The 20,095-nt window shown below is 69.5% G+C and carries 19 protein-coding genes; 10 read left to right on the forward strand and 9 right to left on the reverse strand.

From position 1 onward, the window contains the following. Nucleotides 1–7: 7 nt before the first annotated feature. Nucleotides 8–1,201, reverse strand: coding sequence for an RtcB family protein (locus M878_RS66925; protein WP_023547606.1), 1,194 nt, complete (start codon nucleotides 1,199–1,201; stop codon nucleotides 8–10). Nucleotides 1,202–1,424: 223 nt separating this feature from the next. Between M878_RS66925 and M878_RS66930 the strand changes: the two genes are divergently transcribed. The 3 genes from M878_RS66930 (at nucleotide 1,425) to M878_RS66940 (ending at nucleotide 4,693) form a co-directional block, all read left to right on the forward strand. After that, entirely contained in the window at nucleotides 1,425–2,306 is an 882-nt protein-coding gene (locus M878_RS66930; protein WP_023547607.1) for a hypothetical protein, read from the forward strand. Nucleotides 2,307–2,476: 170 nt separating this feature from the next. Beyond that, the gene (locus tag M878_RS66935; RefSeq protein WP_023547608.1) at nucleotides 2,477–3,301 is read left to right on the forward strand and encodes a DUF3558 family protein; all 825 of its coding nucleotides are present in this window, start codon (nucleotides 2,477–2,479) and stop codon (nucleotides 3,299–3,301) included. 93 nt (nucleotides 3,302–3,394) lie between these two features. Further along, nucleotides 3,395–4,693, forward strand: coding sequence for a DUF2637 domain-containing protein (locus tag M878_RS66940; RefSeq protein WP_209445534.1), 1,299 nt, complete (start codon nucleotides 3,395–3,397; stop codon nucleotides 4,691–4,693). Between the two features lie 75 nt (nucleotides 4,694–4,768). On the opposite strand, the gene lysS is transcribed toward M878_RS66940, so the two are convergent. After that, nucleotides 4,769–6,508 (reverse strand): lysine--tRNA ligase, encoded by a 1,740-nt coding sequence (lysS, locus tag M878_RS66945; RefSeq protein WP_023547610.1) that lies wholly within the window; start codon nucleotides 6,506–6,508, stop codon nucleotides 4,769–4,771. A 128-nt stretch (nucleotides 6,509–6,636) separates the two neighbouring features. On the opposite strand from lysS, the gene argS reads away from it, so the two are divergent. Then, complete coding sequence (gene argS / locus M878_RS66950) at nucleotides 6,637–8,415, forward strand: arginine--tRNA ligase (protein ID WP_023547611.1); 1,779 nt, start codon at nucleotides 6,637–6,639, stop codon at nucleotides 8,413–8,415. Nucleotides 8,416–8,434: 19 nt separating this feature from the next. Here argS and M878_RS66955 read toward each other — a convergent pair whose 3' ends face one another. After that, the gene (locus M878_RS66955; RefSeq protein ID WP_023547612.1) at nucleotides 8,435–9,460 is read right to left on the reverse strand and encodes a helix-turn-helix transcriptional regulator; all 1,026 of its coding nucleotides are present in this window, start codon (nucleotides 9,458–9,460) and stop codon (nucleotides 8,435–8,437) included. A 71-nt stretch (nucleotides 9,461–9,531) separates the two neighbouring features. Here M878_RS66955 and M878_RS66960 point away from each other — a divergent pair, with 71 nt between their 5' ends. Both M878_RS66960 and M878_RS66965 read left to right on the forward strand, forming a co-directional pair. Beyond that, nucleotides 9,532–9,918, forward strand: coding sequence for a VOC family protein (locus M878_RS66960; protein WP_023547613.1), 387 nt, complete (start codon nucleotides 9,532–9,534; stop codon nucleotides 9,916–9,918). 66 nt (nucleotides 9,919–9,984) lie between these two features. After that, nucleotides 9,985–10,647 (forward strand): zinc ribbon domain-containing protein, encoded by a 663-nt coding sequence (locus tag M878_RS66965; protein WP_023547614.1) that lies wholly within the window; start codon nucleotides 9,985–9,987, stop codon nucleotides 10,645–10,647. A 295-nt stretch (nucleotides 10,648–10,942) separates the two neighbouring features. On the opposite strand, the gene M878_RS66975 is transcribed toward M878_RS66965, so the two are convergent. Beyond that, complete coding sequence (locus M878_RS66975) at nucleotides 10,943–12,094, reverse strand: hypothetical protein (RefSeq protein ID WP_023547616.1); 1,152 nt, start codon at nucleotides 12,092–12,094, stop codon at nucleotides 10,943–10,945. A gap of 141 nt (nucleotides 12,095–12,235) precedes the next feature. On the opposite strand from M878_RS66975, the gene M878_RS66980 reads away from it, so the two are divergent. After that, nucleotides 12,236–13,048 (forward strand): DUF4253 domain-containing protein, encoded by an 813-nt coding sequence (locus tag M878_RS66980; protein WP_023547617.1) that lies wholly within the window; start codon nucleotides 12,236–12,238, stop codon nucleotides 13,046–13,048. 276 nt (nucleotides 13,049–13,324) lie between these two features. Here the strand turns inward: M878_RS66980 and hemB are convergent, their stop codons facing one another. Beyond that, on the reverse strand, nucleotides 13,325–14,317 hold the full coding sequence (hemB, locus tag M878_RS66985; protein ID WP_031225138.1) for a porphobilinogen synthase: 993 nt from the start codon (nucleotides 14,315–14,317) through the stop codon (nucleotides 13,325–13,327). A gap of 210 nt (nucleotides 14,318–14,527) precedes the next feature. On the opposite strand from hemB, the gene M878_RS66990 reads away from it, so the two are divergent. After that, the gene (locus M878_RS66990) at nucleotides 14,528–15,520 is read left to right on the forward strand and encodes a phospholipase D-like domain-containing protein (protein ID WP_023547620.1); all 993 of its coding nucleotides are present in this window, start codon (nucleotides 14,528–14,530) and stop codon (nucleotides 15,518–15,520) included. A 142-nt stretch (nucleotides 15,521–15,662) separates the two neighbouring features. Here M878_RS66990 and M878_RS66995 read toward each other — a convergent pair whose 3' ends face one another. The 4 genes from M878_RS66995 to M878_RS67010 all read right to left on the reverse strand — a co-directional run bounded on the left by M878_RS66995 (nucleotide 15,663) and on the right by M878_RS67010 (nucleotide 18,912). Next, a complete protein-coding gene (locus M878_RS66995) occupies nucleotides 15,663–16,262 on the reverse strand; it encodes a hypothetical protein (RefSeq protein ID WP_245238119.1) in 600 nt (199 codons plus the stop codon). A 13-nt stretch (nucleotides 16,263–16,275) separates the two neighbouring features. Continuing rightward, a complete protein-coding gene (locus tag M878_RS67000; RefSeq protein ID WP_023547622.1) occupies nucleotides 16,276–17,160 on the reverse strand; it encodes a DNA-processing protein DprA in 885 nt (294 codons plus the stop codon). Nucleotides 17,161–17,231: 71 nt separating this feature from the next. Beyond that, entirely contained in the window at nucleotides 17,232–18,200 is a 969-nt protein-coding gene (locus tag M878_RS67005; protein ID WP_023547623.1) for a hypothetical protein, read from the reverse strand. A gap of 229 nt (nucleotides 18,201–18,429) precedes the next feature. After that, a complete protein-coding gene (locus M878_RS67010) occupies nucleotides 18,430–18,912 on the reverse strand; it encodes an ATP-binding protein (protein ID WP_425347933.1) in 483 nt (160 codons plus the stop codon). 119 nt (nucleotides 18,913–19,031) lie between these two features. On the opposite strand from M878_RS67010, the gene M878_RS67015 reads away from it, so the two are divergent. Together M878_RS67015 and M878_RS67020 are read left to right on the forward strand one after the other, a co-directional pair. Beyond that, nucleotides 19,032–19,865, forward strand: a complete 834-nt coding sequence (locus tag M878_RS67015) for a helix-turn-helix domain-containing protein (protein WP_023547625.1) — start codon at nucleotides 19,032–19,034, stop codon at nucleotides 19,863–19,865. Then, on the forward strand, nucleotides 19,862–20,044 hold the full coding sequence (locus tag M878_RS67020; protein ID WP_023547626.1) for a DUF397 domain-containing protein: 183 nt from the start codon (nucleotides 19,862–19,864) through the stop codon (nucleotides 20,042–20,044). The genes M878_RS67015 and M878_RS67020 overlap by 4 nt, the downstream gene beginning before the upstream one ends. Nucleotides 20,045–20,095 lie beyond the last annotated feature (51 nt).

Genomic DNA, 20,095 nt, shown 5'->3' on the forward strand with positions numbered 1-20,095 from the left:
CGCACCGTCAGCCCTTCACGCAGACGACCTGCTTCAGCTTCGCCACGACCTCCACCAGATCCCGCTGCTGATCGATGACCTGGTCGATCGACTTGTAGGCGCCCGGGATCTCGTCCACGACGCCGGAGTCCTTGCGGCACTCCACGCCCCGGGTCTGCTCCTCCAAGTCCTTGGTCGAGAAGCGCTTCTTCGCCGCGTTACGGCTCATCCGCCGACCCGCGCCGTGCGAGGCCGAGTTGAAGGCCATCTCGTTCCCGAGACCCTTCACGATGTACGACCCCGTGCCCATGGAGCCGGGGATGATCCCGTACTCGCCGGTGCCGGCCCGGATCGCGCCCTTGCGGGTCACGAGCAGGTCCATGCCGTCGTACCGCTCCTCCGAAACGTAATTGTGGTGGCAGGAGATCTCCGGCTCGAAGGTCGGTTTGGCCTTCTTGAACTCCTTCCGGATCACGTCCTTCAGGAGCGCCATCATCAGCGTGCGGTTGTACTTGGCGTACTCCTGCGCCCAGTAGAGGTCGTTGCGGTAGGCCGCCATCTGCGGGGTATTCGCCACGAAGACCGCCAAGTCCCGGTCGACCAAGCCCTGGTTGTGCGGGAGCTTCTGCGCCACGCCGATGTGGTGCTCGGCGAGTTCCTTGCCGATGTTCCTGGAGCCGGAGTGGAGCATCAACCACACCCCGTCCTGCGTATCTATACAGAATTCTGCAAAATGATTCCCCGATCCAAGTGTGCCCATCTGCAAAACCGCCCGCTCCCGCCGGAACTTCACAGCGTCAGCGACCTGGTCAAACCGCCCCCAAAAGCCTTCCCACCCAGCCGTAGCCAGCCCATGAAAGTCCCCCGGCTCCACCGGATCCTCATGCATCCCCCGCCCCACCGGAATCGCCTGCTCGATCTTCGACCGCAGTCGCGACAAGTCACCCGGCAGGTCATTCGCCGTCAGGGACGTCTTCACCGCCGACATTCCGCAGCCGATGTCCACCCCCACCGCCGCCGGACACACCGCACCTTGCATCGCGATGACCGACCCGACCGTCGCGCCCTTGCCGTAGTGCACGTCCGGCATCACGGCCAGGCCCTTGATCCACGGCAGGGTCGCCACGTTCTGGAGCTGACGCAGGGCCACGTCCTCGACCGTCGCGGGGTCCGTCCACATCCGGATCGGGACCTTCGCGCCCGGCATCTCCACGTACGACATACGTTCCTCATTCCCCCGAAAACGACAACAAAAGACTTACAGAAGGCTTATAGACAACAAAAAGGAAATTGGCGCCAAGGTCGGTGAAAGCAGACAAGGGACCGGCGGCCACGGCAGTGCGTGCGATACACATTGTCTCCAGGGGGCGCCCCGCTGCGGCAAGCGAATAACCAGCGGGGACACTGGAGCACCCAGCGAGCGCACGTCCGAGAGGAGCCCGACCGTGCAGCGGAAGGCGTATGTAACCGGCACCGCCGCCGTCCTTGCGGCGCTGCTGGTCGGCTGCACAAGCGGCTCGGGCGGCGGCAGCACGACGGACAACGAGAATCCGGGCGACGCCGGTACGACGACGGTGGCCGCCCAGCCCGGCAAGTACCGCACGCTGCCCGAACCGTGCGGCGCGGTCGGTCATGACACGCTCGACTCGATGCTGGGGATCAAGCAGATCCCCGACCCCGACCAGCGGGACAAGGCCTACCAGGGTCAGGCCGAGCTGACCTACGACACCGATCGCAAGGTCGGCTGCCACTGGAAGGTCGACTCCGCCGACGCCACCGACCGCCTCTCGGTCGATTTCGAGCGCGTGGTGTCGTACGACAACTCGGTCAGTGACGACGACCAGGCGCAGAAGCTGTTCGCGGACAAGGAGACGGCCGCCGATCTCCCCGAGCCGAGCGGTTCTTCGTCGGCGTCCGGGTCGCCGACGCCCACCTCCGCCTCCGTCTCCGCCTCGGCCTCCACCCCGAGTTCGTCGCCCACATCCTCGCCCAGCGCCAGTGGCTCCCCCTCCCACTCGGCCTCCGCCGGCGCCTCCGGCTCGGGTTCCCCCTCCGGCTCCCCCTCCCCCGACGCCTCCGCGGCCGATCTGCAGCCGCGCGTGCTGTCCGGTCTCGGTGACGAGGCGTATATCGACGATCAGCTCGGTTCGTCCGGTTCGACCGCCGAGCAGCGGACGGTGACTGTGGTGTTCCGCACGTCCAACGTCGTCGTCACCATCGAGTACGAGGAGCAGCCGACGGCCACCGGAACGGTCCCTGACAGCAAGGAAATGCAGGACAGGGCCCGTGATCTGGCCTCTCAACTGGACGACACGCTGGGCGGTTGACGGCCCCCGGAACCGCTCGCCGAGCCGTCTGCGAAGTACCCGAACCGAAACCGCACAGCTCCTTCACCGCGTACCGTGGGGCCCCGCAGGAACCCGCACGACTACCCAGCGTCATGAGTGAAGGAACCATGCAGCGAGCAGCCCAGCGAGACGACCGTGCCCGTCGAGAGATGCGTGGCAAGCGCCTGAGCCGTGTTCTTGTCTGCGCGGCCGCCGTTCCGGCGGTACTGATCACCGCAGCCTGTTCGTCGGGCTCGGGGGACTCCAAGAGCAAGGGCACCGGCAGCAGCGCCCAGCAGTCCGCGAGCGGCGGCACGAACCCGTCGGCGAGTGCGTCCCCGTCCGTGCAGGCGGCCGCGTACAAGAAGCTTCCCGACGCGTGCGCGGTGCTGTCGAAGAAGACCCTGACGGATCTGGTGCCGCAGGGCACGTCGGGCAAGAAGGGCAGTTCGGACGATCCGTCGTCGCGTGCCTCGTGCTCCTGGAGCAGCCTGGACAACAACGGCGTCAAGGGTTCGCAGTTCCGCTGGCTGAACGTCTCCCTGCTCCGCTTCGACTCGGACACCACGCGCGGCTCCGGTGAGGCGCAGGCCCACACGTACTTCGGTCAGCAGGTCAAGGACGCCAAGGCGGTGGACGGCGCGAAGAACACCAAGGAGATCCCGCTGTCCGGTACGGGCTCGGAAGCCACGGCCGTGCGCTACGACCTGCAGAAGAAGGAGGGTCTGTTCAAGCAGCAGACCGTGGTCGCGCGGGTCGAGAACGTGGTCGTCACGCTCGACTTCAACGGCGCCGGTCTCGCGGGCGAGAAGACTCCGGACGCCGACGATCTGACGAACTCCGCGGAGCAGGCGATCAAGGAGGCGGTCGGGGCGGTGTCGTCCGCCAACGGCGTCTCCTCGTCGGGCGGTTCGTCCTCGGGTTCCTCGGCTTCCCCGTCGAAGTCGGCCTCTTCCAGCCCGTCTCCGTCCAAGTCGGCCGCGAACAAGGGCTGACCGAGGGGTCCGAAGCCCTGACCGGTACCACGCTCGCCGTGTGCGTGTGCCACCCTGTTGCGCGCAACAACAGGCAAGGGGAGGGGAGTACGAGTGGCCGCGCCACTGCAGCTGACTCGAATGCACCGCGTACTCATAGGCGTGGTCGTTTCCGGCGCCTTGATCATCGCCGGGATCGGCTTCACCGGCTCGTACGCGGCCGTCCGTGAGCTGGCTATCAAGAAGGGTTTCGGGAACTTCTCGTATGTGTTCCCGGTCGGCATCGACGCGGGTATCTGTGTTCTGCTGGCCCTGGACCTGCTGCTGACCTGGATCCGTATCCCCTTCCCGCTGCTGCGCCAGACGGCGTGGCTCCTGACGGCGGCGACGATCGCGTTCAACGGCGCCGCCGCCTGGCCGGACCCGCTGGGTGTCGGCATGCACGCGGTGATCCCGATCCTGTTCGTGGTCGCGGTGGAGGCGGCCCGGCACGCGATCGGGCGGATCGCCGACATCACGGCGGACAAGCACATGGAGGGAGTCCGCCTCACCCGCTGGCTCCTCTCCCCGGTGCCGACGTTCCTCCTGTGGCGCCGTATGAAGCTGTGGGAACTGCGCTCCTACGAGCAGGTCATCAAGCTGGAACAGGAACGTCTCGTCTACCAGGCCCGCCTGCGCTCCCGCTTCGGCCGCGCCTGGCGCAGGAAGGCTCCGGTGGAGTCCCTGATGCCGCTGCGCCTGGCCCGCTACGGCGTTCCCCTGGCGGAGACGGCCCCGGCGGGCCTTGCGGCGGCGGGCATAGAGCCGCTTCTGCTACCGGCGGCGCAGCAGCCGCAGCTGGCGCCGGCCTCCGATCCGGCCATCGCGGCTGCTTCCGATCCGGCCATCGCGGCTGCGGGCAGTCGTGCCGCTGGGGCGGCGCCCGTCCCACAGCGAGCGGCACCCCCTGGGGGGCAGCACCCCGAGATCCCCGTGGACGAGCAGAGCCCTTGGTTCCAGGCCCAGCTGCAAGCCGAGTACCACGGCGGCTACGACCCCACCTTCGAACCGGCCCCCGATCCTCAGTACGTCCCTGAAGAGGGATACGAGCCGTGGTACGAGGAACAGCCCCCGGAGCAGTTCCAGCAGCCCTCTTCGTCCGAGGAGACCGGTAGCTTCCCCATCCCGGTGGGCCCGAACCGCACCCGCGAACTGGGCGACGGCGGCGGCCCTCCGGAGCCGGGCGAGGACGCTTACTACCAGATCTTCCGTGAGTCGATCAAGAGCGGGAACGGAGCGCCCACGCCCCGCGGGTTCATCGCCGATGTCGAGGCGACGTACGGCATCACGCTCCCCGAGGCCGAGTCCAAGCGCATGGTGAACCGGTTCTCCAACCGCCTCAACGCGGAACTGGCAGACGAGCACATCGCCTGAGAGGCACACAGAGGCACAGGAAGAGGGGCCCTCGATCCGAGGGCCCCTCTTCCGTTACCGCTCAGGCGTTACCGCTTACTCGCCGAGCAGGCGCCGCACCCGCTCCTGCCCCACCGCGAGCAGCAGCGTGGGCAGTCGCGGCCCGGTGTCACGCCCGACCAGCAGGTGGTACAGCAGGGCGAAGAAGGTCCGCTGAGCCGTCTTGATCTCCGGCGGCAGCTCCTTGGGCGTGGCGTCGGCCGGGAACCCGGCCTGCACCTTGGGCACGCCGTAGACGAGGTGGGTCAGGCCGTCGAGGGACCAGTGCTCGGCGAGCCCGTCGAGCAGCAGTCGTACGGACTGCTGGGACGCCTCGTCGAGGGACTTCAGCAGTTCGGCGTCGGGCTCGTCGCGCACGATGGTGCGCTGGTCGGCGGGGACGTGGGTGTTGATCCACGCCTCGGCCTTGTCGTACCGCGGCCGTGCCTCGTCGAGGGAGGCGAGCGGCTGCTCCGGGTCCAGCTCGGAGAGGATCCGCAGCGCCTGGTCCTCGTGCCCGGCGGTGATGTCGGCGACGGAGGCGAGCGTGCGGTACGGCAGCGGGCGCGGTGTCTTCGGCAGCTCACCGGCGGCCGCACCGACGGCACGGGTATAGGCGGCGACGTCCGCAGGGAGGGCGGACCCGTCGGCGACCTTGCCGGCGAGCTTGTCCCACTCGTCGTAGAGCCGCTGGATCTCCTGGTCGAAGGCGATCTTGAAGGACTGGTTGGGCCTGCGGCGGGCGTAGAGCCAGCGCAGGATCTGGGGCTCCATGATCTTCAGCGCGTCGGCGGGCGTGGGCACCCCGCCGCGCGAGGAGGACATCTTCGCCATCCCCGAGATCCCGACGAACGCGTACATGGGCCCGATGGGCTGCTGGCCGCCGAAGATGCCGACGATCTGGCCGCCCACCTGGAAGCTCGACCCGGGCGACGAGTGGTCGACCCCGCTCGGCTCGAAGATGACGCCCTCGTACGCCCAGCGCATCGGCCAGTCGACCTTCCAGACCAGCTTGCCGCGGTTGAACTCGCTGAGCCGGACGGTCTCCGTGAAGCCGCAGGCATTACAGGTGTACGACAGCTCGGTGGTGTCGTCGTCGTACGACGTGACGGTCGTCAGGTCCTTGTCGCAGGTGCCGCAGTACGGCTTGTACGGGAAGTACCCGGCGGAGCCCGACGAGCCGTCGTCCTCGCTCGCCGCGCCCGAGCCCTCCTCGGCCTCCAGCTCGGCCTCGTCGACGGCCTTCTGCTGCTGCTTCTTCGGAGCCTTCTTCGTGCGGTACTGGGCGAGGATCGCGTCGATGTCGCCGCGGTGCTTCATGGCGTGCAGGATCTGCTCGCGGTAGACACCGGAGGTGTACTGCGCGGTCTGGCTGATCCCGTCGAACTCGACGCCCAGCTCGGCCAGCGAGGCGATCATCGCGGCCTTGAAGTGCTCGGCCCAGTTCGCGTACGACGAGCCCTTCGGCGCCGGCACCGAGGTGAGCGGCTTGCCGATGTGCTCGGCCCAGGACTCGTCGACGCCCGCGACGCCGGCCGGGACCTTGCGGTAGCGGTCGAAGTCGTCCCAGGAGATCAGGTGCCGGACCTGATGGCCGCGGCGGCGGATCTCGTCGGCGACCAGGTGCGGGGTCATGACCTCACGGAGATTGCCCAGGTGGATGGGCCCGGAGGGGGAGAGGCCGGACGCGACGACAACGGGTTTACCCGGGGCCCGGCGCTCCGACTCCTCGATGACCTCATCCGCGAAACGGGAGACCCAGTCGGTGGTCTCGGTGCTCTGAGCCACGATCGGCACGTCCTTCTTTCTGAACGGGGTGACACTCCATTCTCACAGACCGGTTCGCGCGCGCGAAAACGGCTTTACCTTCCGTGGGATACTGGCCGGGTCTATCGATCCCCACGAGGAGAACGGCACCCATCCCTATGGCCTCGGTCACGTCCCTCAGCGATGTCGTCCAGCAGCATCTCGCATCCGCCCTCTCGGCCACCCTGCCGGAGGCGGCCGGAGCGGACCCGCTGCTGCGACGAAGCGACCGGGCCGACTTCCAGGCCAACGGCATCCTGGCGCTGGCCAAGAAGGCGAAGGCGAACCCGCGGGAGCTGGCGACGCAGGTCGTCGGCCGGGTGGTCACGGGTGACGGGCTGATCAAGGACGTCGAGGTCTCGGGCCCCGGCTTCCTGAACATCACGATCTCGGACCGGGCGATCACCGGGAACCTGGCCGCGCGGTACGCGGACGAGACCGGCCGCCTCGGCGTCCCGGCCGCCGCGCAGCCGGGCACGACGGTGATCGACTACGCGCAGCCGAACGTGGCGAAGGAGATGCACGTCGGTCATCTGCGTTCGGCGGTGATCGGTGACTCGGTGGCCCAGCTCCTGGAGTTCACCGGCGAGCAGGTGATCCGCCGGCACCACATCGGCGACTGGGGCACGCAGTTCGGCATGCTCATCCAGTACCTGGACGAGCACCCGCACGAGCTGGACCACCGGGCCGCCGCCGAGGACACCGCTGCCTCCGGTGAGGAGGCGATGTCGAACCTGGACCGCCTCTACAAGGCGGCGCGGAAGAAATTCGACTCCGACGACGAGTTCAAGACGCGGGCCCGCCGCCGGGTGGTCGACCTCCAGGCGGGCGACCCGCAGACCCTCGCCATGTGGCAGAAGTTCGTGGACGAGTCGAAGATCTACTTCTTCTCCGTCTTCGAGAAGCTGGACATGGAGATCCAGGACCCCGACATCGTCGGCGAGTCGGGGTACAACGACATGCTGGCCGAGACCTGCCGTCTCCTGGAGGAGTCGGGTGTCGCGGTCCGCAGCGAAGGCGCGCTCTGTGTCTTCTTCGACGACATCAAGGGCCCGGACGGCAACCCGGTGCCGCTGATCGTGCAGAAGTCGGACGGCGGCTACGGCTATGCGGCGACCGATCTGTCCGCGATCCGCGACCGCGTCTTCAACCTGAAGGCGAACACCCTGCTGTACGTGGTGGACGCCCGTCAGTCCCTGCACTTCCGGATGGTCTTCGAGACCGCCCGGCGGGCCGGCTGGCTGGGCGAGGACGTCACGGCGGTCCAGCTGGCCTTCGGCACGGTCCTCGGCAAGGACGGCAAGCCGTTCAAGACGCGGGAGGGCGAGACGGTGCGCCTGGTCGACCTCCTCGACGAGGCGATCGACCGTGCGTCGGCCGTCGTCCGCGAGAAGGCCCAGGACCTCTCCGCGGAGGAGATCGCCGAGCGGGGCACCCAGGTGGGCATCGGCGCGGTGAAGTACGCGGACCTGTCGACGTCGGCGAACCGGGACTACAAGTTCGACCTGGACCAGATGGTGTCCCTGAACGGCGACACGAGCGTGTACCTCCAGTACGCGTACGCCCGGATCCGCTCCATCCTCCGCAAGGCGGGCGAGACCCGCCCCGTGGCACATCCGGAGCTGGAACTGGCCGACGCGGAGCGCGCGTTGGGCCTGCACGCGGACGCCTTCGCGGAGACGGTGGCGGAGGCGGCGGCGGAGTACGCCCCGCACAAGCTGACCGCGTACCTGTACCAGCTCGCGTCCCTCTACACGTCGTTCTACGACAAGTGCCCGGTCCTGAAGGCCGAGACGCCGCAGCAGGTCGAGAACCGCCTCTTCCTGTGCGACATCACGGCCCGCACCCTGAACCAGGGCATGGCCCTGCTGGGCATCAGGACGCCGGAGAAGCTCTGACGGACCCTGCCCTGGGGGCTCAGATTCCGCCCGAGGCGGTGGGGGCGGCCTCCTGCGCGCCTTGCGTGAGACCGCTGGCGGTCAGCTGTGCGGCGTTGTCGTTCAGCAGTTGGCGGGTGCGCCGCACCAGAGCTTCCCGGACCGTCTCCGGCGCGAGGACCCGCAGGGGTGTCCCCAGGCCCAGGAGATAGCGGGCCAGGCCGTCCGGGTCGGGGCCGCCGATGTCGATGATCGTCGCGTCGGAGCCATCGGGTCCGTCGGGGCCGTCGGGGCGGTGGGTGCCGACCGTGGCAGGGACGAGGCGCAGGGCCTCCCGCAGAGGAAGCGGAACGCGGATGGTCGCGGTCAGCGGGTAGGGGCCGTTCGCGATGTTGCGGGAGACCAGCTGGGCCGGGTCGGGTGGGTCGGTCAGGTCCGCCGGGTGGCCGGTCGGCTGGAGGTGGTCGACGCGGTCGGCCCGGAAGGTGCGCCACTGTCCCCGGGCCACGTCCCGCGCGACGACGTACCAGCGCCGGCCGGTGTGGACGAGCCGGTACGGGTCGATGTCCCGGACCGTGCTCCGCCCCTCTCCATCGGTGTACGACAGCCGGACCCGCTCCCCGCGCCGGCAGGCGGTCGCCAGCTCCAGCAGCAGCCCGGGGCTGATCTGCGGCTTCTCGGCGCCCGGGAGTCGTACGAAGGCGTCGTCCAGCTCTCCCAGACGGCCCGCGATCCGCCGGGGCAGGACCTGGCGCAGCTTCAGCATCGCGGACAGGGCCGCCTGATCGCCGCCCAGCGCCGCCTCGCTCAGCCCCACCGCCACGGCCAGGGCCTCCTCGTCGTCGAGGATCAGCGGCGGTACCCGGGAGCCGGCGCGCAGGCGGTAGCCGCCCCAGGGGCCGGCCTCGGAGTCGACGGAGTAGCCGAGGTCACGGAGTCGGGCGACGTCCCGGCGGACCGTGCGGTCGGTGACCTCCATACGGCCGGCGAGTTCGGCGCAGGTCCAGGAGGGGCGGGAGGAGAGCAGGGAGAGGAGGCGGAGAAGGCGGGCGGAGGAGCTGAGCACGTTCAGGAGTTTTCCATACGAGCTCATAACCAGGACCGAAACTGTCCGGGTCACGGCATAGCGTTCCTTCCATGACCACGGACACCACCACCGCGCCCGCGTTCCGCTACGCCGCCGTCACCTTCGACTGCGCCGACCCCGCCGAAATGGCCCGCTTCTACGGCGAGTTGCTCGGCATGTCCGCCCTCTACTCCACCGACGACTTCGTCCTGCTCGGCAAGGAGGGCGCGACCGGCCTCGGCTTCAACCGCCTCGCCGACTACCGCCCGCCCACCTGGCCGGACCCCACGCAGGAGAAGCAGGCGCACATCGAACTGGGCGTGGACGACCTGGACATCGCCGAGAAGCGGCTGCTGGAGCTGGGTGCCAGTAAGCCGGAGTTCCAGCCGGACGGGGAGCGGTGGCGGGTACTGCTGGATCCTGCCGGGCACCCGTTCTGCATCACGACCCTGGTCTGACCTGGTCCGACCGCACCCGGCTATACACTCCCAGCGGGGTTCACCTTCTCTGGGGGGACGGTCGCCATGGGCACCGAGATCTACTTCAGCAACAACTACCGTGACCTGTGCATAGAGCACGGTACGGGGGCGGGTTTCCAGTTCGAGTTCAACTGCTCGCGCTGCTGGGACACCTGGCGTTCGCCGTTCGAGCCGTTCCGGGCCGGGCAGGTGGCCGGGTGGCTGTCCCGGGGCGTGAACGCGGCGTGGTCGCTCATCGGCGGCAGCGCCACGCAGGGCGTGACCAACGCCGCGGACGGGCTGGCCGGGGCGAGCTTCGGCAGCCAGCGGGACGCGGCGTTCACCCGCGCGATCGAGAACGCGCGGAGCCACTTCAACCGCTGCCCTCGCTGCACCAGTTATGTCTGCGCCCGCTGCTGGAACGCGGGGCAGGGGCTGTGCCTGAACTGCTCTCCGGACACCGCGGCGGAGGCGCAGGCGGCGCAGCAGCGGGGGCTGAACGACATGGTCGCCCAGCGGGCGTACGACGCCGGCCAGCAGCAGGGCGCCGGGTACGACGTCACGAGCCCGCGCCAGCTGGTCTGCCCCAACTGCCGTACGGAGACGCGGGGCGGCGCGTTCTGCCATGGCTGCGGCCACCGTCTCGCACAGACCACGAACTGCGCGTCCTGCCACGCCGCCCTCCCGGACGACGCCGCCTTCTGCCCGTCCTGCGGCACCAGGCGCTGACGGCGGGGCCCGGGGAAGGGCCTACGGCAGGGCGAACTCGCACCACACCGCCTTGCCCGGGGCCCGCTCCCCGACGCCTCACTTGTCGGCCGGCGCCGAGACCGGCACCAGTCCGCGTCCGCCCTCGCCTTCGTCCGGGGCGTCCATGACTTCGGGAGCACCGGTTCCGCTGTCGTGCACCTCGTGAGGCCCCCACAGCCGCAAGCCGCCGACGGCGGGTCCGCGCCACCAGGGCCACCCGCACCCGCCCACCGCCCGCGAGCCGCCGGCCCCACCCGGCGTGCAGGCGAGGCGGTCAGCTTCTGATGAGGTCGCCGTCGACAGGCTCGCGGCGTGACGGTCGGCCCCGTCTGCCGCGAGGCGCCCGCTGCGGCCAGAGCAGGACGTACGCCGCCGATCCGATGCAGAAGGCCAGCCGGATGAGGCCCCGGGTGGCGTCCGAGGGGATCACGAGGGCGCTGCCGTAGAGGGAGATGAGGGCGATCCAGCTGACCCAGGGGACCAGGCGGCGCTGGCCGATGGAGTCCCAGAGGAGCGTGCCGAGGAGCACCGAGGCGTTGTAGTACGTGTACACGCTGGGGTCCAGCATGATGCGCGCGTCGGCCGCCAGGAAGACCACCGCCGGCCAGCGGTTGCGGCGTACCGCCAGCGCGCCCAGGGCCAGGCCGAGGGCCATCTGGGCGGGGCGGTCCCACGGTGGTGTCGCGGGGTCGTTCACTCCGAACCAGCGCAGCGAGGACGCCGGCTGGTTGGGGATGGTGAAGCGGGCCGCCTGCAGGGTGTCCAGGTGGGTCAGGTAGAAGGGCAGCCAGGCCACCGCCACCAGGCCGAAGGCCCAGGCCGCCGAGCGCAGCCGGGCCGGACGGGGTACGGCGAGAAGGAGGGGCAGGAAGCCCACGGCCCAGGGTTTGGAGTCGACCGCCAGGGCCAGGAAGACGCCCACCGCTGTCGCGTTGCCACGGACCAGCGCGCGGACGGCGAGCGTGGTGAAGAAGAGGGCGAGGACGTCGTCGAGGTGGGCGAAGCGGACCGAGACCTCGACCCACATGGGTATGAAGGCGGCTCCGGCGATCAGGACGCGCTGTTGCAGGCGTTTGTGGTTGAGGCCGGTGCCCCGGTTGTAGTCGGCGGCGGCGCGGCCGATCAGGACCAGCATGTACAGGCCAAGGCCGGACATGAACGCGTCAGCGAGTTTCTCACCGACGGCGGCGGGGAACGGCGCGAAGAGTCCGGCGACTATGAAGCTGACGGGACCGATCTGCAGGTCGGGGTGGTTGGCGTAGAGGGCCAGGCCGCCGCCGGACGCCTGGCCGAAGAGCAGTTGCTCGCCGGTTCTCAGATAGTGCCAGGAAATGGCGCCATGGCGTTCGGCCACGAAGAACCAGATGGCCGTCCACAGGGTGAGCAGCACGATGTGCCACCGCACCGGGTAACGCCCGTTCAGCACGTTCCGTCCTTCCCACACCCGTCAACCACCGTCACCCGCCCCCATCACAGCATCATCTGGTAAGAGCGGGTTCGGCGGGTGCCGGTTCATCGGGGCGGCGGGCCAACGGCGTTGTCAGTGGCGGCCTCTACAGTCACGGTCATGGCGACTCTTCCCAACCCGCTGCCCAAGCTGGCCACCGACCCCAGCGGCCGTTCCCTGGGGCTTCAGCTGCCACCCGGCAGACTGGTCGATCTGACGGACGACGGCCCCTGGCACGAGCCTCTGCTGTGGCACGCGGAGAAGCCTGCCGCGCCGGGCACCTGGAAGGCGCTGGGGGTTCCTGCGGCGCGCGCCGGTCTGCTGCCGGTGCTCGTGGAGGCGGGAGGCGGCCAGGGCGGGCCCGCGGAGTGGGAGCTGATGCCCCGGCTGATGTCTTACCCGGGCGATCATGACGCCGAGGACGTCCTCGCCGAGTACTGGGAGGACTGGACGGAGGAGGGCTGGGGCGAGGAGGTCGAGCCGTTCGGGGCCGCGTGGCCGGGACTCGCGCCCGCACTCACCCCGACGGCCGGTGCCGACACCCGCGCGGCCCAGGTGGCCGACTCGCTCACGGACGCCCCGCCCCAGTGGTTCCGGGAGGCGCGCCTCGCCCTGGTCCCGGCCCGCCGGTCCGCCGACATACCCGCGGCGATCGGCTGGTCCGGTCCGCTGAACCACGACAGTGACGTGGCCCGGCTGTGCGCCGTCCTCCGCTCATGGGAGGACCGCTTCGGCATACGGGTGGTGGGGCTCGGCTTCGACACCCTGGTGGTGTCCGTCGCGGCCCCGCCCGCCACGCTCGCCGACGCGGAGGCCCTGGCCGCCGAACACTTCGCCTTCTGCCCGGACAACATCACCCAGGGCAGCGCGAGCCTGCGGGCCTACGCCAAGAGCCTGATCGGCGTCCCCACCTGGACCTTCTGGTGGGACTGACCCGTCCCTCCCGGCGGAGCTGAGCCATCCCTCCCGGTCGGGCCGAGCCGTCCCTCTCGGTGCGGCCGGCCCGCTCCGGCGCTCAGCCCCCGAGCCCCCGCCCCAGCCTGCACGGCCCCTCCGTGATCTCCTCCGGTGCCTGGGTGGCGAAGCACAGGCGGGGAGCGGAGCGCTCGGGCCCGTCCGCCTCGCAGCTGGACGCTCCCCCATCGCCCCCGCTCACCTGCGCCGATCAGGCACCGTCGCTTTCCCGTGCCCTGAGCCGCCGGACAGGCCCTAGCGGAGCTTCTGCGCGACCTCCGTCGCCCAGTACGTGAGGATGTTCCGTGCCCCGGCCCGCTTGATACCCGTCAGGGTCTCGAAGATGGCCCGGTCCCGGTCGACCCAGCCCTTCTCGGCGGCGGCCTCGATCATCGAGTACTCGCCGGAGATCTGGTAGGCGGCGACGGGCACGTCCACGGCGTCCGCGACCCGGGCGAGGATGTCGAGGTACGGCCCGGCCGGCTTGACCATGACCATGTCCGCGCCCTCCTCCAGGTCCAGGGCCAACTCCCGCAGGGATTCACGCCAGTTGGCGGGGTCCTGCTGGTAGGTCTTGCGGTCGCCCTGGAGCGAGGAGGCGACGGCCTCGCGGAAGGGGCCGTAGAAGGCGGAGGAGTACTTGGCGGTGTAGGCGAGGATCGCCACGTCCTCGCGCCCGATCTGGTCGAGCGCGTCGCGGATGACGCCGATCTGGCCGTCCATCATCCCGCTGGGGCCCACGACATGGGCTCCGGCGTCGGCCTGCACCTGGGCCATCTCGGCGTACCGCTCCAGGGTCGCGTCGTTGTCGACGCGGCCCTCGGCGTCCAGCACCCCGCAGTGCCCGTGGTCGACGGTCTCGTCCAGGCACAGGTCGGACATGACGAGCAGGTCGTCGCCGACCTCGGCGCGCACGTCCCGGATGGCGACCTGGAGAATCCCGTCCGGGTCGGTGCCCGGGGTCCCGAGTGCGTCCTTCTTGCCCTCCTCCGGCACGCCGAACAGCATGATGCCGGAGATACCGGCCTGCACGGCCTCCTGCGCGGCCTTCTTCAGGCTGTCGCGGGTGTGCTGGACGACACCGGGCATGGCGGCGATCGGCACGGGCTCGCTCACGCCCTCCCGGACGAACGCCGGGAGGATGAAGTCGGCCGGGTGCAGTCGCGTCTCGGCGACCATGCGGCGCATGACGGGCGAGGTCCGCAGCCGCCGGGGACGGGTACCGGGAAACGATCCGTACTTCGTCATGCCCTCTACGCTACGCCCGCCCGGCCCGCGCCTTTGCCGACGCCCTGTCGGCCCGATGGGGGCACAGCGGCACCTCCATAGAAAGTTTTTGCGCTCTCCTGGCCGTCCCTGGATCCGCACGACTCCCCATCGTTCTACGCGCGTGGTGTCATGCACGCGCCACCTCCCACGGCGCCCATCCCCACCACGCATCCCCACCAGGAGTCACGCATGCTGCGGAAGGTCCTCACCCGTGCGGCCGTCGCCCTCGCCGCCACCGCCGCCGTCGTCACCACCGCCGTCCCCGCGAACGCGGCGAGCTACTCGGCGTTCGCCTTCTCCCAGACGGGCGGCCAGCCCACGATCTACGACTTCATCAACTCGGCCACCAGCACACTCGACATGACCATGTACGAGCTGGAGGACACCACGGCCGTCAACGACCTCATAGCCCTGAAGAACAAGGGCGTCACGGTCCGCGTCATCCTCGACCGCCAGCACAAGACCGCCAACAACTCGGCGTACACGTCCCTGACGAACGCGGGCATAGGCGTGGTCTGGTCGTCCTCCGCCTACGTCTACACCCACCAGAAGACGATCACGGTCGACGGCACCAAGTCCCTGATCCTGACCGGCAATCTGACCTCGCAGTACTACACGACCGGCCGCGACTACGGCGTCTTCACCGACGACACGAGGGATGTGACGGCGATAGAGAAGGTCTTCAACGCCGACTACACGGCGACGTCCGTCACCCCCACCGACGGCGACCACCTCCTGTGGTCCCCCACCGACTCGCGCAGCCGCCTGGTGTCCTTCATCAACTCCGCGACCACGACGCTGGACGTGGAGGAGCTGGAGTTCAGCGACAGCACGGTGGTCAACGCGATCGTGGCCCGTGCCGAGGCCGGCGTGCAGGTCCGGGTCGTCCTGGAGAACCCCTCCAGCTACTCCAGCGAGGTCTCCGAGATCGAGGCCGCCGGCGGCACGGTCGTCGGTTACTCCGACCCGAACGGCTTCTACATCCACGCCAAGGCGATGGTCGCCGACTACGGCCTGTCCACCCAGGAGGTCGAGGCCGGCTCCATGAACATCAGCAGCAACTCCCTGAGCAACAACAGGGAGTTGGGCATCATCCTGACCGGCACGGGCGTGGCCCAGCCGGTGGCGAGCACGATCGAGACGACGTTCGACAGCGACTACGCGGGCGGTACGGCGGCGTAGCCGTGGAACGGTCGAGCGGGCGGCTCCACCGCCCGCTCGACCTCGCGCAGCCCTGGTCAGGAGTGCTCAGCCGTGTTGCCGTAGTCGACGTTGAGGTGGCGACCGAGAACCACGACAGCCACACTGTCGGCACCGGCCGCTTTCAGCGCGGCTGCTGCGGACTGCGCGTGGTTGCCGGTTGCCCAGTGTCATCGATGAGCAGGACGTTTTCGCCCCGGAGTGCCGCTGACGCATAGCGCCTGGAAGAGGCCGCCCGGCCCAGGTGGACCGCCTCCGGTGTCGGGGCGAGCAGGTCGCGGTGGCGGCCCCGGGTGACCTCGGCCATTTCAGCGACCAAAGCACGCAGGGGATGTGTCGTACGCCCACTGGTGCTGGGCACCGTGGTCACGATGTCGAAGGAGGACACTGCGCAGTGAGCCCTGATGCACTTCTCGTGCATGGCTGGGAAACGCCACAGAACGGCCGCCAGCCCCATGCGGAAGTACTGCTGCTGAGGTCCCGCCGCATTCTTGTAGCGCCAGAGTTCGTTGGCGTACTGCTCGCCCTTGAGGGCCAGGCTGACAGGAACGACGGCGTCAGCCATTCCCGCTCCGAGAAGCTTGGCGGCCTCGTTGCACCGCAGACAGGTTCGATACCCGACCTTGGCGGGACCTCGGCAGACCCAGCACACGCCCGGGCCGGGCAGCAGCGGGTGGACCAGGAAGTTGGCGTAGCGGGCGGATAGCCCGACGACGGTTGCCACGCTGGTCCGCCGGTCAGGTCCAGGTCAGCTCGCCCGTGGTGGGGACGAGGGAGTCGAGGTGGCGGAAGACGTCCTCCGGGCCGTCGATGACGGTCGTGTTGGGCCTGGTGGCGTACTCCCTCGCCCATTCATGGGACATCAGCGAGCGCATGAGGAACACCCGGCGGCCGTGCTCCAGCGCGAGTCGGGCCTGCATCCGGGCACCGCTGCGGTACGCGGCCTCGATCACGACGGTGGCCAGGCTGTAACCGCTCATCACCGCGTTGCGCATGGGGAAGGACGTCTTCGAGGGAGGGGCGTCCGGCCAGAACTGCGAGATCAGCAGCCCCTTTTCGGCGATCTCCCGCTGGAGTCGTGCATTCTGAGCCGGGTAGACGTGGCGCAGACCGGTACCGATCACGGCGACGGTTCGGCCACCGGCGGCCAGAGCACTGCCATGCGCGGCGGTGTCGATGCCTGCCGCCAGCCCGCTGACGACGGTGACACCGCGCTCGGCGAGACCACCCGCGATCGCACGGGCGTGGGCGACGCCCTCCGGAGTGGGCGTGCGGGTGCCGACGACAGCGACGCGCAGGTCGTCGTCGGCCGTCGTCCCCCGGAGGAAGAGGAGAGGGGGACGCTGATGGACCAGCCGCAGATAGAGCGGATAGTCATGGTCGAGGATCGTGACCAGCCGCATGCCCTCACGATCCCAGTCGGCGATCTCCGCCGCGACCTTCTCCAGATCGACAGAGGGCCCGGCGCCGAAGAGCGCTCCCTGTCCCGAGAGATCGAGTGAGTCTTCAAGAACATCCCGGGCGCTGCCGACCGTCTCCACCTGGTCGGTGACCTCGGACCACAGGCGATCACCGCGCCGCAGCAGGGCGACGAGAGCGGCTCGCTCCAGTTCCTGGTCCATGCGGCAAGTATAGGAACGGCTCCCCCTGTGGCGGGCGGCTTGCGCAGTGGCAACGGGCCGGTACAGCAGGCTCATGCGACACATACCGCCTCGCGCGGCACCGTCCGGTCCGCACGGCAGTCGCGGCAACGGCCGGGGCGTGGGGCGCGGAAGGCGCGCTCGCAGCCGTCGCAGTTCTGGAGCGGATCACGCCGGGTGGCACCGGCCTCGCCCTCGCTGATCGGTGAGGGCGCGGGGAGGGCGGGGAGGGGTACCGGCAACATCGCATCGAGCCGGTAGGCGAGCACACCGGCCGGGTGCCGCATGTCCTCAGGGAGATCGGCACTCAGCGCGCGGCGAACGGCGGTCTCCGTCGCCCCCGCCTCGAACCAAGCGACGACGGCAGGAGCGAGTCGGTCCACCTGCCGCTGGGAGAGGGCGAGGCGTTCGTCGGTGCGGCGCAGGCCCGCGAGGAGGGCGACGGCCCTGTCGTGATGCCGGTCACGGGGGCCGCGCTCCTTCGACCCGGCTTCGGGTTCGGGTTCGGGTTCGAGCGTGTCCCGGTGGGGCGCTTGGTCGTCCTCCTTGGGCGTTTCCGTTACCCCCCTGCCTGCCTCGGGCCGACGGTCACGGGTACCAGTCGTTCGAGCCGGACGCCCGGCCACGCGCAAGGGCGCGACGGCGGCGGCGCGATCCGGGACGGGGGTGTGGTGGACGTACGTCCGTGTGACCAGGCGGCCTGACTCCGTGTGCTCGCGGACCCGCGCCAGATAGCCGTGCGCCTCCAGCTCGCGCAGCGCGGACGCGATCCGCTCCCGTCCCTCGGGGAAGCGGTCGGCGAGGCTGCGGATGTCGACGGGGGTGCCCTCGGGCACCGACAGGATGTGGGTCGCGAGTCCGATGGCGGTCAGCGACAGCTCCCGGTGCTGGGCGAGGTGGTTGCCGACGACCACGTACTGACCGGACTGGTACGTGCGTACGTGGGTGACACCGGAGTGGGTGGTGGATCGCCGAACACCGTGAATCGGGCGCAGGGCAGCGTTAGGCTTCTTCTCAGCCATAGGGAAGGGTCTGCTTCCTCGTTGGTCAGGCCCTCGCACTGGGATTGCCGTCCCGGCGGGGGCCGTTGCATGTATGGGGGTTGTGTCTTGCGAGGCGCATATGCCTCGGGGTGAGACTGCATGCCCGAGCCGCCGCCGCGCCAGCCGGATCGACCGCATTCACCCGGTCGGGTGACCTACGCGGGGTTTGGTTTGGTTGGTTGGTTTTCTCCCAGGGTTCTTTGGTCTTTTACCGCCCGCAGCCCCGGCCCGCGTGCGACCGGAGCACGTATTTCCCGGCGCCGGTCGCCGGATCCAGTTCCGCCCAGACCGTCTTGCGCGGCACCGGTCCGTGCCGCACACCCCAGCGGTCCGCCAACTCCTCGACCAGCAGCAGGCCGTAGCCACACTCGGCCGGTACGGTGGCGGCGGGCTGCGGAACGGGCAGTGCCTCACCACGCGTGTCGGTGACCTCGATGCGCAGAACTCCCTCGGCCGTCACCGCGAGAGCGAGCCGGAAGCTCCGGCCGGGAACTCGGCCGTGCAACGCGGCGTTCGCCGCCAGCTCGGCGACGATCAGCCGAGCGGGGTCCAACGGCAGCCCCCAGGAGCGCAGTTGCTCAGTTGCGAGCAGCCGGCCGAGGCGGGCGCCGCGCCGGGTCGCGGAAAGAGGGACGCAGAACTGGCGCGCCGAGACGTGGAGGGTGGAGATTTGCTCGTTCACGTCACTCAGCGTGTCCGAGCCTGCTTAGCCTGTGAAGAACGGCAGCCCGTGCGGACGGGGGCTGTCCGTGTGGTGTCCGGTTGCGTCCGGGCCGTACGGGGTGACTGGTGACGGGAGGGACAGCGAACGTGAGCGACTGGGACGCGGGGCTGGAGGATGACGAGGCCGGGGCGGTGATCCGTACGGTCTCGCGGCAGCTGAAGCTGTGGCGAGAGGCGGCCGGTCTCACCCAGGCCGAGTTCGGGGCGGCCATCGGCTACGGGGAGGAGCTGGTTTCCTCGGTGGAGCGGGGGCGGCGGATTCCCCGGCCGGAGTATCTGGACGCGGCGGATGAGGTGCTGGCTGCGGGCGGCAAGATCGCGGCGATGAAGCAGGACGTGGCGGAGCTTCGGTACCCGAAGAAGGTCCGGGACGTGAAGCGGCTGGAAGCCGAGGCGGTGGAGATCTGCTCCTACAACAACTCGATTGTGGACGGGCTCCTCCAGACCCGGGAGTACGCGCAGGCCGTCATCGGATCCCGGCGACCGCCCTTCACGGTGGATGAGTTGGAGCGACAGGTGGCCGCACGACTCGCTCGTCAGGAGATCATCAGCACCGCAACGGCCGAGCCACTCTTCAGTTTTGTGCTGTGCGAATCGACGCTACGGCGGCCGATCGGGGGCAAGATGGTCATGCGCGGGCAGCTCGAACGACTGTTGGAGGTGGCCCGGTTGCCCAACATCGACCTGCAAGTCCTCCCCCTCGGCAGCGAGGAGAACTCGGGGCTCGGCGGCCCCTTCCGGCTGCTGAAACTCAAGGACGGGGCGACCGTGGCACTGAGCGAAGCAGCGTTCATCAGCCGCGTGTTCTGCAACCCCAAGGAGACCACCGTCGGCGACATGCGCTATGGGATCATCCGAGCGCAGGCTCTCACGCCACGGGAGTCATTGGCCCTGATCGACAAAGTACTTGGAGAGACATGAGCCCCAAGCTGAAGTGGATAAAGAGCAGCTACAGCTCGGACGACGGCCCGTCCTGCGTCGAGGTCGCAACCGTCCCCGACCAGATCCTCGTCCGCGACTCCAAGAACCCCACCGGCCCCCGCCTCGCCCTCGCCCCCGCCGCCTGGGCGAGTTTCCTGCCGTACGCCTCGGAACACTGAGCGGGCGAAAAGCGCGGCGGAGTGCCCCCAGCAAGGAGCACTCCGCCACAC

The organism is Streptomyces roseochromogenus subsp. oscitans DS 12.976 (assembly GCF_000497445.1).
GTDB classification, from domain to species: Bacteria; Actinomycetota; Actinomycetes; order Streptomycetales; family Streptomycetaceae; genus Streptomyces; species Streptomyces oscitans.

Excerpts from the sequence above, each read along its gene's own strand:
- M878_RS66925 (WP_023547606.1), bottom strand. The coding sequence starts at position 1,201 with ATGTCGTACGTGGAGATGCCGGGCGCGAAGGTCCCGATCCGGATGTGG.
- M878_RS66935 (WP_023547608.1), top strand. The coding sequence starts at position 2,477 with ATGCGTGGCAAGCGCCTGAGCCGTGTTCTTGTCTGCGCGGCCGCCGTT.
- argS (WP_023547611.1), top strand. The coding sequence starts at position 6,637 with ATGGCCTCGGTCACGTCCCTCAGCGATGTCGTCCAGCAGCATCTCGCA.
- M878_RS66960 (WP_023547613.1), top strand. The coding sequence starts at position 9,532 with ATGACCACGGACACCACCACCGCGCCCGCGTTCCGCTACGCCGCCGTC.
- M878_RS66965 (WP_023547614.1), top strand. The coding sequence starts at position 9,985 with ATGGGCACCGAGATCTACTTCAGCAACAACTACCGTGACCTGTGCATA.
- M878_RS66980 (WP_023547617.1), top strand. The coding sequence starts at position 12,236 with ATGGCGACTCTTCCCAACCCGCTGCCCAAGCTGGCCACCGACCCCAGC.
- hemB (WP_031225138.1), bottom strand. The coding sequence starts at position 14,317 with ATGACGAAGTACGGATCGTTTCCCGGTACCCGTCCCCGGCGGCTGCGG.
- M878_RS66990 (WP_023547620.1), top strand. The coding sequence starts at position 14,528 with ATGCTGCGGAAGGTCCTCACCCGTGCGGCCGTCGCCCTCGCCGCCACC.
- M878_RS67000 (WP_023547622.1), bottom strand. The coding sequence starts at position 17,160 with ATGGACCAGGAACTGGAGCGAGCCGCTCTCGTCGCCCTGCTGCGGCGC.
- M878_RS67005 (WP_023547623.1), bottom strand. The coding sequence starts at position 18,200 with ATGGCTGAGAAGAAGCCTAACGCTGCCCTGCGCCCGATTCACGGTGTT.
- M878_RS67020 (WP_023547626.1), top strand. The coding sequence starts at position 19,862 with ATGAGCCCCAAGCTGAAGTGGATAAAGAGCAGCTACAGCTCGGACGAC.